Annotated in this window: 12 protein-coding genes; 6 read left to right on the forward strand and 6 right to left on the reverse strand. The window is 43.9% G+C overall.

Annotated features, from left to right (window positions below):
• Positions 1–45 precede the first annotated feature (45 nt).
• The 5 genes from rsfS to F946_RS03995 form a co-directional block, all read right to left on the reverse strand.
• On the reverse strand, positions 46–450 hold the full coding sequence (gene rsfS, locus F946_RS03975; RefSeq protein ID WP_004692321.1) for a ribosome silencing factor: 405 nt from the start codon (positions 448–450) through the stop codon (positions 46–48).
• 75 nt (positions 451–525) lie between these two features.
• Positions 526–1,320 (reverse strand): hydroxypyruvate isomerase family protein, encoded by a 795-nt coding sequence (locus tag F946_RS03980; protein ID WP_004979138.1) that lies wholly within the window; start codon positions 1,318–1,320, stop codon positions 526–528.
• 15 nt (positions 1,321–1,335) lie between these two features.
• Complete coding sequence (locus F946_RS03985) at positions 1,336–2,211, reverse strand: NAD(P)-dependent oxidoreductase (RefSeq protein ID WP_004979139.1); 876 nt, start codon at positions 2,209–2,211, stop codon at positions 1,336–1,338.
• Between the two features lie 34 nt (positions 2,212–2,245).
• A complete protein-coding gene (locus F946_RS03990; protein ID WP_004692317.1) occupies positions 2,246–3,034 on the reverse strand; it encodes a crotonase/enoyl-CoA hydratase family protein in 789 nt (262 codons plus the stop codon).
• A 112-nt stretch (positions 3,035–3,146) separates the two neighbouring features.
• On the reverse strand, positions 3,147–5,960 hold the full coding sequence (locus tag F946_RS03995; RefSeq protein ID WP_004979141.1) for a GacS-like sensor histidine kinase: 2,814 nt from the start codon (positions 5,958–5,960) through the stop codon (positions 3,147–3,149).
• A 153-nt stretch (positions 5,961–6,113) separates the two neighbouring features.
• On the opposite strand from F946_RS03995, the gene cysM reads away from it, so the two are divergent.
• From cysM to F946_RS04015, 4 genes are read left to right on the forward strand one after another with little or no spacing between them, the layout of a single operon-like run.
• A complete protein-coding gene (gene cysM, locus F946_RS04000; RefSeq protein ID WP_004979143.1) occupies positions 6,114–7,043 on the forward strand; it encodes a cysteine synthase CysM in 930 nt (309 codons plus the stop codon).
• 22 nt (positions 7,044–7,065) lie between these two features.
• Positions 7,066–7,887: a 3'-5' exonuclease gene (locus tag F946_RS04005; protein WP_004979145.1), complete on the forward strand. Its 822-nt coding sequence runs from the start codon at positions 7,066–7,068 to the stop codon at positions 7,885–7,887.
• Between the two features lie 6 nt (positions 7,888–7,893).
• Positions 7,894–9,282, forward strand: a complete 1,389-nt coding sequence (rlmD, locus tag F946_RS04010; protein ID WP_004979146.1) for a 23S rRNA (uracil(1939)-C(5))-methyltransferase RlmD — start codon at positions 7,894–7,896, stop codon at positions 9,280–9,282.
• Positions 9,283–9,315: 33 nt separating this feature from the next.
• Positions 9,316–11,622, forward strand: coding sequence for a RelA/SpoT family protein (locus F946_RS04015; protein ID WP_004979149.1), 2,307 nt, complete (start codon positions 9,316–9,318; stop codon positions 11,620–11,622).
• A gap of 39 nt (positions 11,623–11,661) precedes the next feature.
• Here the strand turns inward: F946_RS04015 and F946_RS04020 are convergent, their stop codons facing one another.
• Positions 11,662–12,429, reverse strand: a complete 768-nt coding sequence (locus F946_RS04020; protein WP_004979150.1) for an SDR family oxidoreductase — start codon at positions 12,427–12,429, stop codon at positions 11,662–11,664.
• A 117-nt stretch (positions 12,430–12,546) separates the two neighbouring features.
• Between F946_RS04020 and mazG the strand changes: the two genes are divergently transcribed.
• Positions 12,547–13,308, forward strand: a complete 762-nt coding sequence (gene mazG / locus F946_RS04025) for a nucleoside triphosphate pyrophosphohydrolase (RefSeq protein ID WP_004979152.1) — start codon at positions 12,547–12,549, stop codon at positions 13,306–13,308.
• An 18-nt stretch (positions 13,309–13,326) separates the two neighbouring features.
• Positions 13,327–13,725, forward strand: coding sequence for a ComEA family DNA-binding protein (locus F946_RS04030; protein WP_004979155.1), 399 nt, complete (start codon positions 13,327–13,329; stop codon positions 13,723–13,725).
• Positions 13,726–13,748: the final 23 nt, after the last annotated feature.

Consider the following 13,748-nt stretch of genomic DNA (forward strand, 5'->3'; position numbering starts at 1 on the left):
AAAATGAGACATAAAAAAAGCGACCTTCAGGTCGCTCTTTTCATATTAGGCTACAGTTTCTTCTGGGGCTGCACGCCAAAGGCTTTCTAGATCGTAGAAACGACGCGCTGTTGGCAACATCACGTGCACAACAACAAAGCCAAGATCAATTAAGATCCATTCTGCATCACGTTCGCCTTCGACACCGAGAGGGCGAAAACCTGCTTTACGTGCTTCTTCAGCAACGTTATCAGCAAGTGCTTTGATGTGACGCGTTGATGTACCGCTTGCAATCACAATTGCATCAGCGACGTTGCTGATTAGGCTGACATCAATCGCTAAAATATCTTTTGCTTTTACATCTTCAAGGGCTTCATGTACAACTTTTAAGCAAGCTTGTACGTCGGCAGCTTGGGTATTCATTGCGAAATCGTGAGAATTAGAAGCGCTGGGCGATGGTTCTAAATTCATAAAGGGAATTTTTCCGGACAATAACTCATCTTATAATATAGCGTTTTTAGGCGAAAATTTCAAATCCGCAATGGTTCAACTTTGAGGATGTGCAGCAAAGTATTTTGCCTTCCATGCAAAGGACTGAGTTGAAACAGTTTTTGGTCGATATTCAGCCGCAATAAAACCGTCATAACTGCTGTGTTGTAGCCATTCAAAAATATTTGCATACATAATTTGTGCAGTATCTGGTTCATGCCGCCCCGGACAGTCTGCAAATTGGATGTGACCAATAGCTTGAATATTTTCTTGTAGCCCTTGCAACACATCTTCACCCATCATGGCCATGTGATAGCAGTCGTATTGCATTTTAAGTGTAGGGTGTTGTACTGCTTCTAACATTTCCTGTGCTTGGGCAATATTTTGTACTAAGAAGCGTGGCATATCCGTGCCGTTGATCATTTCAAAGACAGGTTGAATGTCATGTTCACTGAATATATGGCAGGCCAGTTTCAGGTTTTTGGACAAGGTATTTAAACAGGGCAGTAGGTCTGCATCTAGGGGTTGTTTGCCAGCAAGGATATTCACACTTGGCACTTTGAGTGCGCTGGCATATTGCACTGCTAACTGAAGAGCGTGATGAAACTCTAGCTCTTTGCCGGGGACACCTGCGAGTCCATTTCCACCGGTCATTAAGTCGCCCGCAGGAACGTTAATCAGGCAGAGACTTAAGTCATGAAGCATAAGCTGAGTTTGAATTTGTTCAATGCTGAGTTCGTAGGGAAATTGGATTTCCACATGTTTAAAGCCAGCGGTTTGAGCTAAAGCAAAACGCTCAAGTAGCGGCACTTCGGTAAAAATCATGGATAAATTTACAGCAAGTTTGGTCATGATTTTCTCCTAATTTTATTTGGCTTTTTGTTCTACTTGTAAGATGACTGAGGCAAGATCAGCTTCAGCATAGCCTTGTTGTTGGTGTGCTTGCAATTGCTGAAGTGCTCGCGCTGCAACAGGAATGTCGAGTTGGTGCTGCGCAGCAAGCTGCAAAGCATTGTTCAAGTCTTTAGACAGGGTTTGAACTTTCCACTGTACGGGCTCAAACAGGTGAGTCGCCATACGTGGACTTAAAATTTGAAAGGGTTTCGAATCGGCAAAACCGCCTGCAAGCGCAGGTGCAAGTAAGCGAGTGTCCACGCCAGCTTTGGCTGCTAAAGCAACCGCTTCTGCAATCAGAGTGCTATTGGCTGCCACAATCAGTTGATTACAAATTTTGGTGGCTTGTCCTGTTCCAGTGTTGCCCATACAGGTGACACGTTGCGACAAGATATTATAAATCAAAGACAAGTCTTGAATCGTCTGTGCATCGCCACCAGCAAAGATGACCAGCGTACCTTGTTCTGCACCGACAGTCCCTCCCGAAACAGGTGAGTCGATCCATTGCACCTGTTTTTGTTCGGTACGTGCTGCAAGACTCAGGGTCTGCTCCACCGAAAGACTGGAAAAGTCGATGATCACTTGCTTCGCCGTCAAAAATGGTTCGATTCGTTCATAAACGCTGAGTGCAGCTTTGTCGTCGGCTAAACAGGTTAGGACTATAGGATATTCAGCAATATTCTGTAGCGCTAAGTCTGTCGCCCCCAAATCAATGAGTGCATCGCAGGCACTGCGGGTACGGTTCCATACAGCGACTTCGAAACCTGCTTGAAGTAAGCGGGTGGCCATACGGCTGCCCATGAGTCCCATGCCGAGAAATGCAATTTTAGTGTGTCGATCGAAACTCATGGAACCCTCTTTGATTGTCAGTGCTTAAATACTGTTATTTGTATTGGCGTGGTAGATACTGCACGTCGGGTTGTTTATCTTTCTTACGTGCGATTTGGCTGTTTTTCCCTAACAGTAATTTGAGCTGCCAAATTTTTTCCAAACGTAAGGATTTTTTAGGCTCATGCTGCATGGCATCCAGCACATATTTTGAGGCCATAAGTGCATCTGGTGAGCGTTGTAACATTTCTTCTGCAATGGCTTGAGCTTTAGCAAGCGGTGATTCATCGAGATGTGTGACTAAGCCAATTTCTTTGGCATAAGTTGCATCGAAAATACGTGCCGTAAGCGTTAATTCTTTGGCAAGATCTAGTCCGATCAAACCTTTCAAAGAACGCGTCAGTCCCATATCTGGAACCAGTCCCCAACGGCTTTCCATAATCGACATTTTGGTTGCAGGGTGTGCGACACGAATGTCTGCCGCTAAAGCCAGTTGCATACCAGCGCCAAAGCAAAATCCTTCAATCGCGGCAATCACAGGAACAGGCAGTTCTTGCCAAATTAGGAAGGCTTTTTGAAATAGACTTTGTCCCGGTTTAATCAGCTCCCATGCGGCATAGGCGCGATTCTTCGGATTGTTCAAATCAGCAAGATCAATGCCTGCACTAAAGACTTGCGCTTCACCAGTGAGGATGACACAACGAATGCTGCGGTCTTTTTTAATTTTTTCAGCAGTTTTAACCAACTCGCGCAACAGGTCGAAACTCATCGCATTGCGTTTATCTGGACGGTTAAGTGAAACAGTGGCAATGCCGTTTTTGTTTTCAATGCGAAGTAAAGCCATGATGAGAACTCTTATTTTTTGCTCGCACGGAGCATAGCATAGCTCCCGTGCGGATAAATGACACCAAGAGTCACGTCGCAACTTGTCTTTGGTATCATGCTCTTTTGAAAGTTTATGGGCTATGTTTGATTAAAATTTGCTGTGCCGCATGTTGTACTTGTTCAATCACGACTTTGAGTTCATTGAAACGCTTGATGGTTTCTTGAACAAACTGTTCATCTGCTTTACGACGCTCTTTACGTAAGGTTGAAACAAATTGTTCAAATGTCCCTGTTGCTTCTTGTAAGTTGGGTACACCGACATAGCGTGTTGCACCATACAGACGGTGTAACACATGCTCCAATTGTGGGAAATCTTCCATTTCAATCAATTGCTTCATTTCATGCAACTCAGTATCAAAACTGTCCATTAACATACGCAATAAGTCGACCGCTAAATCTTCTTTATTGGCTGCTAACTGTAAGCTTTGCTGCCAGTCGAGCACCTTAGGATCGAGTGCTTCAATCACGATAGCTTTTTCAATGGGTGAGCCTTTATTGAAGCGATCAGTGGTCCAATGGGTCAGGATTTGAATAATCTGATCAATTTGAATTGGTTTGGTGACATAGTCATCCATGCCGACTTGCAGTAGTTTTTGCTTTTCATCGGCCAATGCATGTGCGGTGAGGGCAATGATGGGCAAACGTTTATGGTTTTCAATGGTTGACTCCAGCGCACGAATGGCACGTGTGGTATCGACCCCCGACATGACAGGCATTTGAATATCCATAAATACCAAATCAAAAGCTTTGCTGTCGTGTTCAGCACGCTCTTGTAAAATCTCTAAGGCTTGTTGACCGCTTAAAGCTTTTGTTGTCTTGACATTCAATTCGCCCAGCAGGGCTTCAAGGACAATCAGGTTAGGGAGATGGTCATCCACCGCTAAAATATGTAAGCCTTGACCATTGAAGGACTCCATTTCATCTTCTTCAAATAGCGGTTGATTGCTGAGTAATTGAATCAAAGCACTCCGACTGAGTGGTTGGTATAATGGTCGTGCGCGATACTCATTCAGCGTGGTCAAATCGAGTGACATCTGGTAGCCATAAACCGCAAGGTTACCGCTATAACGCTGACGAATTTCTTTTAATAAGGCTTCGGTATCACCACTGTGATCAACAATTAACCATGTATTTTCCACATCTTGAGGCAGTCTGTTGAGGTGGCTGAACAAGTCTAAAATTGAACTCGATTCGATGTGTTCCACAGCATAGTCTTCAAGATAATGACGCAGAATATTGGCCGTTGCAGGATGTGCCAAATACGAGACCACTTGCATATCGCTAAACTGAGGATGCTCAACGTACTCATCTTCTTCATTGACCATAAACATGGCTGTAAACCAGAAGGTGGAACCTTTTTCGGTGGGCGCGCGTTCTTGGTTGTCCTCAAATCCAATTTGCCCCTGCATCAAATGCACCAGCTGTTTGGAAATCGCTAAGCCCAGACCTGTACCGCCAAATTGACGTGTGACTGAAGCATCGCCTTGCGAGAAAGACTCAAACAGTTTTTTACGGTCGGTTCCACTGAGTCCGATGCCGCTGTCTTGTACACTAAAGTGCAATAGGCACTGTCCAATATCATCTTGTTCCATTCTTGCGCGGACGATGATCTCGCCATCAGGAGTAAACTTAATGGCATTGGAAATTAGGTTGGTTAAAATTTGTTTGAAGCGTAGGGCATCTCCAACCACATGCTTTGGCACATTGTCGGCATAGTAAAAGGCCATATCGATATGCTTTTGTGCAGCAAGAGGAGACAGCATATCCATAACATCAAAAATTGCTTCTTCTAGATCAAAAGTTGCAGTATCGAGTTCTAGTTTACCTGCATCAATTTTTGAAAAATCTAAAACATCATTAATCAGTGCCAGTAAGTGTGCAGATGATTTTCGGATGGTTTGTAAATACAGATTTTGATCATTGTTGAGGTTGTCTTGACGCAGTAACAGGTGAATAAAACCATCAATACTGTTCAGTGGCGTGCGCAGTTCATGGCTGATATTGGCCAAGAACACTGACTTGGACTGACTTGCTGAAATGGCTTGGTCACGCGCTTGACGATAGGTGATGTTTTGCACTTCTAAAGTGTCAAGGGTTCGACGCAAATCGTCTTCCGTCTGCTCAGTGTGTTCTTTCAATTCTAAAAAACTAAAATGCAGGCGTTTCACCACATTGGCAATATCGCGCTGTAGTAAGCGTAATTCACCGGTACTGTTAATCAGCATGTGTTGATCGAGGGTGTCGGCATTTAAACGTTGCAGCTGCATGCGAATTTCATACATCGGCGCAATCCAGCGACGCGAGTAGAAATTTAAACAGAGTAAAAGCAATAAGAGTGTCAACAGACCTGTCGCAATCAACACGATCAACACGCGATAACGGGCAATTTGTAAGGGCTGGTTATCTAATTCAACTACCAACTGCGCAGGCGTGCCTGTAAATTGGTTGATGGGCAAACCATATACCGTATTGCCTTTAAAATTCATTGGGCCAAAAAAATCAGTATTTTTTTTCAGCGCAGGCCACGGCGCTTGGTCTTGGTAGCCAATGCTAAGTTTGTTATTGCCTTTGTCATCAATAATTGCGGCACGAATCAGATGTTTTTCATCTAACATCTTTTGCATCAAATAACGTGCATTTTCATACTGCCAAGGGGAGGCATTCACCAAATTGATTGCTGCTTCTGCATCCAGCTGGTAGCGCGTTAAAATCGCAATCGCCATTTGTCGCTGCTGAGCTTTGGCGGCATTTGAAGTTTCGGTAATAACCAGTAATGCACCTACACAGGCCAAAATCATAATCGGCACGAAAATAAGTGCAATGAGCTGTCCATAAGCATGGTTTAAGTGCAGACGATTAAATAATTTTTTATTGATATTTGACATGGTGCAAGTGATTTATTCCCTATGCTTTGAAGTGTAGCACGCTTTATAAAAAATCGATGGTGCTTTAATCACTTTCACGAAAAAGCACGCTAAATGGGTGCAGGGACTGGCATTTTTCCATACAATAGGCGCACCTCGATCAAGGTGCAAAGAATGAGTACTACATCCACTGATTTTCAAGCAGACGAATTTTTGTTAGATCACTATGTCGGAAAAACTCCACTGGTGCGTTTACAGCGTCTGGCAAGTCACACTCAAGCAACAGTATTGGCAAAGTTAGAAGGCAACAACCCCGCAGGTTCTGTCAAGGACCGTCCCGCGTATAACATGATTATGCAAGCGGAAAAGCGAGGGCAAATCCAGCCGGGCGATACCTTGATTGAAGCGACCAGTGGAAATACCGGCATTGCATTGGCGATGGTTGCTGCGATGCGTGGCTATCAGATGAAACTGATTATGCCCAACAACATGAGCCAAGAGCGTAAAGATGCCATGCGTGCTTATGGCGCGGAACTGATTGAAGTGACCAAAGAACAGGGCATGGAAGGTGCACGTGATTTGGCTTTGCAAATGCAAGAAGAAGGCAAAGGGTACGTACTCAATCAGTTTGGTAATCCTGATAATGTTGAAGCACATTATTTAACGACTGGGCCTGAACTTTGGCAGCAAACAGGTGGCAAAATCACTCACTTTGTGAGTTCAATGGGTACTACAGGTACCATTATGGGGGTCTCTAAATATCTCAAAGAGATGAACCCCAACATTCAAATTATTGGCCTACAGCCATCGGATGGTTCAAGTATCGCAGGGATTCGCCGCTGGCCTGAAGAATATTTACCAACGATTTTTGACCGCAGTCGGATTGATCAAATTATTGATATTCCGCAAATTGAAGCGGAAAAAACCATGCGTAAATTGGCGCAAAAAGAAGGTGTAAGTGCGGGAACTTCTTCAGGGGGTGCGGTGTGGGCATCAATTAAAATTGCTGAAGAAAACCCTGGTGCTGTAATTGCGTGCATTATTTGTGACCGTGGTGACCGTTATTTATCGACGGGTCTTTTCTCTGTAGTCGATCCTGAATAAAACAATAAAAGAGAGTCCTGCTATGCGTTTACCTGTTCTCACCTTTGATATTGAAACCATGACTGATTTGAGATCGGGGGCGCATTTATATGGTTTAGATTTGCCTGAGGCTGATTTGGAGGTGGCACTGACCAAGTTGCGTCGCCAAGAGTCAGGCATGGATTTTCAGCGTTTGGCTTTGCATGAAATTGTGTGTATTTCAGGCTTATGGCTGGATGACCAAGGCCAGATGAAACTCTTTTCTTTTAGCCGTGAACAATATTCGGAAGCAGAAATTCTCAGTAAGTTTTTATCTATATTTGATAAGCGTTTACCGACTTTAGTGAGTTGGAATGGTGCTCAGTTTGACTTACCTGTAATCATGCTTCGTGCTATGTATCATGGTTTAACTGCACCTGCTTTGTTCGATCAGGGCGAAATTGACACACAAAAGCGCTATAATAACTATCAGAACCGTTATCATCAGCGTCACATCGACCTGATGGATGTGATGGCAATGTTTAATGGACGTCATTTCCAAAAGCTAGATGATGTTGCCCATTTATTGGGGTATCCCGGTAAACGAGGCGATGGGGCGTATCATGTACCTGAATATGTTCGGGCTCAGGAATGGCTCAAACTCACCAGTTATTGTGAAGGTGATGTGCTAAATACATGGTTGGTGTATTTGCGTTGGCTCTTGCTCAAAGGGCAATTGTTAGCTCAAGACCACCGTCACTTTATCGATCAAACCATCCAGTTTTTACAGGCTCAACCGCAGCATCAAGACTTTTTGTCGGTGTGGCGCGAGACCTCACAGCAGACGGCTTTTACCGCTGCCGATTTTTCTCCTTCCCATCTTTAGGTACACATGAAACATAGAGCCAAACCTCGTCCAACTCAACAGCCCAGTTATATTTTTCAGGTTGAGTCACTTTCGCATGAAGGACGCGGCATAGCGCACTATGGTTCGCATCCAGACCACCCCGCAGACAAGCAGGGGAAAAAAGTCTTTATTAGCTATGCGTTGCCGGGTGAAACGGTCAAAGCGCAGATTACCCATGCGGTAAAGCGCTTAGAGGAAGCAGATGCTATTCAACTCCTTAGTGAAGCCTCTACTTTTCGTGTTGAGCCGAAGTGCCCGCATTTTAAAAGCTGTGGTGGCTGTAATATGCAGCACATTCATCCCGATGAACAAATTCGTTTAAAGCAAGAAGTGCTTAAATCGCATTTGCAGCATTTTGCGGGGATTCAACCTGAAGAATGGTTGCCACCTTTGCGCTCTTTACGTGAAGACTACCGCCGTAAAGCGCGCATTGGGGTGCGTTATTTGCCGCACAAAGATCAATTGGTCGTGGGTTTTCGAGAGCGTCAAACCAATAAACTGACTTCAATTGATCGCTGTTTGGTATTAGATCAAGAGTTTGGTTCAATCACACGCTTGAAGCAGTTACTCCAAAGTCTAACAGCCAAAGCAGTCATTGGTCATATAGAATTGGCCATGGGGGATTGTGACATCGCCCTCACGGTGCGACATACTGAAAAATTAAACACAGAGGATGTCAACCGATTAAAACAATTTGCGTTAGACAGAGGGTGGCAGTTGTATTTACAAGCTGCAGGCCCAGACAGTCTAAAGCGTATGGATGATGAACATGCAGAGATGCGTTTACATTATCGTTTAAATGATTTTGATGTGGCATTTGGATTTAACCCACACGACTTTACTCAAGTAAACTCAACCATTAACTCGCAAATGGTGAAATTGGCATGTGACTTGCTAGATTTAAAACAAGGAGAACGTGTTCTCGATTTGTTCTGTGGTCTAGGAAATTTCTCTTTGCCTTTGGCTCGATGCGTGGGTGAAACAGGACAAGTGGTTGGTGTTGAAGGCAGTGAAGAAATGGTTCAACGTGGTGCAGAAAATGCGGAACGTAATGCTCTTGACCAGTTGAAGTTCTTTTCACAAGATTTAACAAAAGATTTCTCGCATCATTCTTGGGCAAATCAAGGATTTGATGCATTATTGATAGATCCTCCACGTGCAGGTGCAGAGGAAATAATGCATTATATGCCTAACTTTGGTGCAAAAAGAATCGTTTACGTGTCGTGTAATCCAGCGACACTCGCAAGGGATGCGGGGCTGTTGGTACAGCAGGGTTATCGATTAGTCAAAGCCGGTGTGATGGACATGTTTACCCACACAGGTCACGTTGAGTCGATAGCATTGTTTGAAAAAGATAATGAGATAAACGATTAAAGAATATGAAGCGTAAAAGTGTAGGAGAAGGGTATGGTCACAGTACGTGAGCAACTACCTGGGCGACTCAATGAGTTGTCTCAGGAGGCGACTGTAGAGCATGCCGAACAAGCTCAACATGATTTGGCTGAATGGTTAGATCGTGTTCGAAGCATATTAGATGATGCGAAGCTTGAGCAACTCGAAGAAGTTGCCAATTTGACTTTACAAAAAGAGTTAGAAACCACGGTTAATCATCGTTCCAATACCTTTTATACCGGTATTGAAATGGCGGATATTCTGGCCCATTTACATGTCGATGAAGACACCTTGGCTGCTGCGATGCTCTATCGTGGTGTACGCGAAGGCGTGATTCCATTGGCGGAAGTACAAGAGCATTTTGGCGAACAAGTGCATGCACTGGTCAAAGGCACTTTGGCTATGGGTAAGTTGTCTGACCTCATTGAGCAGAATAAACGCCTCGAAGATCACTTTAATAACAATCAGCGCGAGCACTTAAACGGCATTTATAAAATGTTGATTTCGGTGACGGAAGACGTGCGCGTTGTATTGATCAAATTGGCTGAGAGAACTTATGCACTGCGTGAATTGGCGACTTCATCTAAAGAACGTCAAGAGCGTGTAGCACGAGAAATCTTAACCATTTACTCACCTCTGGCACACCGTTTAGGGATTGCGCAGTTAAAGTGGGAACTGGAAGATTTAGCCTTTCGCTATTTAGCACCCGATCGCTATAAAGAAATTGCGACGCTGCTGAATGAAAAGCGACTGGAGCGTGAGCAATATATTCAGTTTGTGATTGATACATTGCGTGCATCTTTGAACGAGCATGGCATTGAAGCTGAAATTAGCGGCAGGGTAAAACACATTTATTCGATTTATCGAAAAATGAAAAGTAAGAACCTGAGCTTCGATCAGCTGTATGACATTCGTGCCGTTCGAGTCTTGGTTAAAACCGTACCTGAGTGCTATCACTCGTTGGGGATTGTGCATCAAATTTGGCGGCATATTCCGCATCAGTTTGATGACTATATTACCAATCCGAAAGCCAATGGTTACCGCTCACTGCATACGGCTGTGATTGCGGAAAACAAGTCACTTGAAGTTCAGATTCGTACCAAGAGCATGCATGAAGAAGCAGAGCTCGGGGTGTGTTCGCACTTTAACTATAAAGAAGGCGGTAAGAATACCGATCGCTCTTTTAACCATCGTTTACATTCATTGCGTGCAGTACTTGAACACTATCAAGAGCGCAATGATGCGAATGTACATAAGTCGGATGAGGACTCTGAAAATTTTGAGCAAATTCAAGATTTTGAAGACTTTGAAAAGATTTATGTATTTAGCCGTGATGGCGATATTAAAGAGCTCCCACGTGGTTCGACCGTACTCGACTTTGCTTATCATGTGCATACTCAAGTTGGTAACAAGTGTTATGCCGCGCGGGTGAATCAGCGTTATGTTCCGCTGACTTATACCTTAAAAACGGGTGAGCAAGTTGAGATTTTAACCAAGAAAGACCGTGAGCCAAACCGTGATTGGTTGGTGAACTCTTTAGGTTATATCAAGACGGCACGTGCGCGTGACAAGCTGCGCCATTGGTTTAGACAACAAGACCGCAGCAAAAACTTGGAAGTGGGCCGTGACCTGCTCAACAAAGAGCTTTCACGTTTAGCAATCCATCCAAAAAGTATTGATTTGAATGATTACTGCAATCATTTTAATGTCAAAGCAGGTGAAGATATTCTGATTGCACTGGTCAATGGTGACATTAGTCTGCATGCCTTGATCAATCAGGTGAACCGCCATATGCATTTGGATCAGGACGAACCTGAACTGGTGCTGAAGCCAACTTTGAATCCACGTGCTAGTCATACCTTGTCAGCGCATGGCATTCTGATTGATGGTTTAGATAACGTTGAGCTGCATGTGGCGCAGTGTTGTCAGCCTGTGCATGGTGAGTCAATTGCGGGTTATATCACCTTGAACCGTGGGGTGAGTATTCACAAAGTGGCGTGTCCTGACTACTTACGCATGATTCAAAATGAACCGGAGCGTGCAGTAGAAGCCGATTGGGAAATGCAGCCAACGCGTGGTCAGAGTGTACAAATTGTGGTGGAAGCTTATGATCGCCGTGGTTTGCTTAAAGATTTGACCCAAGTGATTTTCTCCGATCAAATCAATATTCGTCAGGTCAACACCATCTCTGAAGCAGACGGTATTGCCAATATGAAATTGTTGATTGAAGTTAAAGGTTTATCACAATTATCAAAACTGTTGGCGCGGTTAGAGCAACAACCAGGCATTATTAGTGCGCGTCGTTTGGTGCAAGGTAACTAAGCGAATTGAAAAGAAAGAGCCTGCAATTGCAGGCTCTTTTTATTTGGAAAGGTACAAATTGGTCAGGCGATTGAGAAATTGAGGACTGATTTTACTCAGTTGAAATAAAAGCTTGGCTTTGGCACCCAAGGCTTGATGGGTTGCAGTGAGTGCCGTATCTTTTGCAACAGCACGTTGAAAAACGTGGTGCGCTACATCTTCTGCAGTTAAGTGTACTCCCATGTTTTGAATACTCTTCGCTTGCATCTCTTGCACCATGGCAGTTTGTACAAATAACGGCATGACATCTAATACGCGAATGCCATATTTTTGCCATTCGGTATCTAAGCCTTCGGTGATGCCGCGTACCGCAAACTTACTGGCCGAGTACGAGACTAAATCGGCTTGACCATAGATGGCTGAAGCTGAAGAAAGATTGATGATGCGGGAAAAATTCGCTTGTTTGAGGTAGGGCAATGCAGCATGACAGCCATTCAGTACACCATTGACATTGATCGAGATAGTTTTGTGATGTGCGCTGATCTCTGTTCGTTCAAAAGGCCCTGAGAATAGAATTCCTGCATTATTGACCAAGATATTGAGCTCGCCCGCCCATGCGACAAACTCGGCTAAAGCCGTTTGCCAGTCTTGATAGTTGGAAACATCGAGTTGTCCTGCTTTGGCATTTGGGCCGAGGCTAGCTGCCAACTGTTGGGCTTGAGCGCTATTGATGTCGTAAATTCCCACTTTATAATGATGTGCATAAAATAAACGGGCGATGGCCGCACCAATACCTTGGGCTGCACCGCTAATCAAAATACTGCGCATTGAAATGGCTCCTTGTTGCTTTTTTTCTTGATGTTATTGTTGTGATTGGATTGAGCATAACAAATGAATGCCGTCATAATGTAATTTTATCAATATGATTTTTGAAGAGAGATAAACATGGAACAATTGCTGAACGTGATGCGTGAATTACGTGAAAAATGTCCATGGGATCAACAACAAACCCCAGAAAGCTTAACCCGCTATGCCATTGAAGAGGCTTATGAAGTTGAAGCCGCTGTGCGTTCAGGTAAAGCTGATGAGGTGCGCGATGAGTTGGGTGATTTACTGCTACAGGTGGTGTTCCAGTCACAGATGTATGCCGAGCAAGGGGCTTTTAATTTTCAAGATGTGGTCCATGCCATCACAGAAAAACTGGTTCGTCGTCATCCCCATGTTTTTCAAGCACAGCAGTTTTCAGCTTTGTCTGCCGAAGATGTGGGCGAGCTTTGGAAGCAAATTAAACAACAGGAAAAACAAGGTAAGGCACAGTCACGATTAGACAGCATCAAACATGGTCCAGCCTTACAACAAGCGGAACAGATTCAAAAAAATGCAGCACAAATCGGTTTTGACTTTCCTGATGTAGCCGGTGCTTATACCAAGCTTGAAGAAGAATTAGCTGAACTGAAAGATGCGGTTCAACAGCAAAATTCCGATGAAATAGCAGATGAATTTGGCGATTGTTTATTTTCAATGATCAATGTTGGACGTAAACTGGGCGTCTCAAGCGAAATGTCGCTTTTGAGTACGATTCATAAATTTCGTACTCGTTTTGCTTTCATTGAAGATCAAGCTTTGCAACAACAAAAAAAGATTGAGCAGATGTCCTTAGAAGAAATGGATCAACTGTGGGAGCAAGCCAAATTACAACTGAAATAATAAAAATGGTGGCTTGAATTGATAAAAATAAAAGTAAGTTTGTTGATCATTGCGTTGTTGTTACTGAGTTTACTGGCTTGGATACCCAGTGGTTATGCGCAGTCTTTTGATCAGAACTACCTGAACTGGAAAGCAGAGCAGCAGGCGTGGGATGATCGTATTCAAGCTCCTAAAAGCGTGAAACGTGCTGTGTCTCCTGTTCAGGCTCAACCTGTGTCGAGCACAAATAAAATTAGTTTAAATCAAGCCAGTGTTGATCAATTACAGCAACTTCAGGGTGTGGGTCTAAAAAAGGCACAGGCAATTGTGGCCTATCGCCAGAAACAAGGGCCATTTAAGAGTATAGATGAGCTACAACAGGTGCGCGGGATTGGACCGGCAATTTTTGCAAAAAATAAAACCCGTTTGGGCTTGTGAAAAAGCGGTGTCATTTATTGGTG

Origin of the sequence: Acinetobacter johnsonii ANC 3681 (genome assembly GCF_000368805.1) — a bacterium.
Lineage (GTDB): Bacteria > Pseudomonadota > Gammaproteobacteria > Pseudomonadales > Moraxellaceae > Acinetobacter > Acinetobacter johnsonii.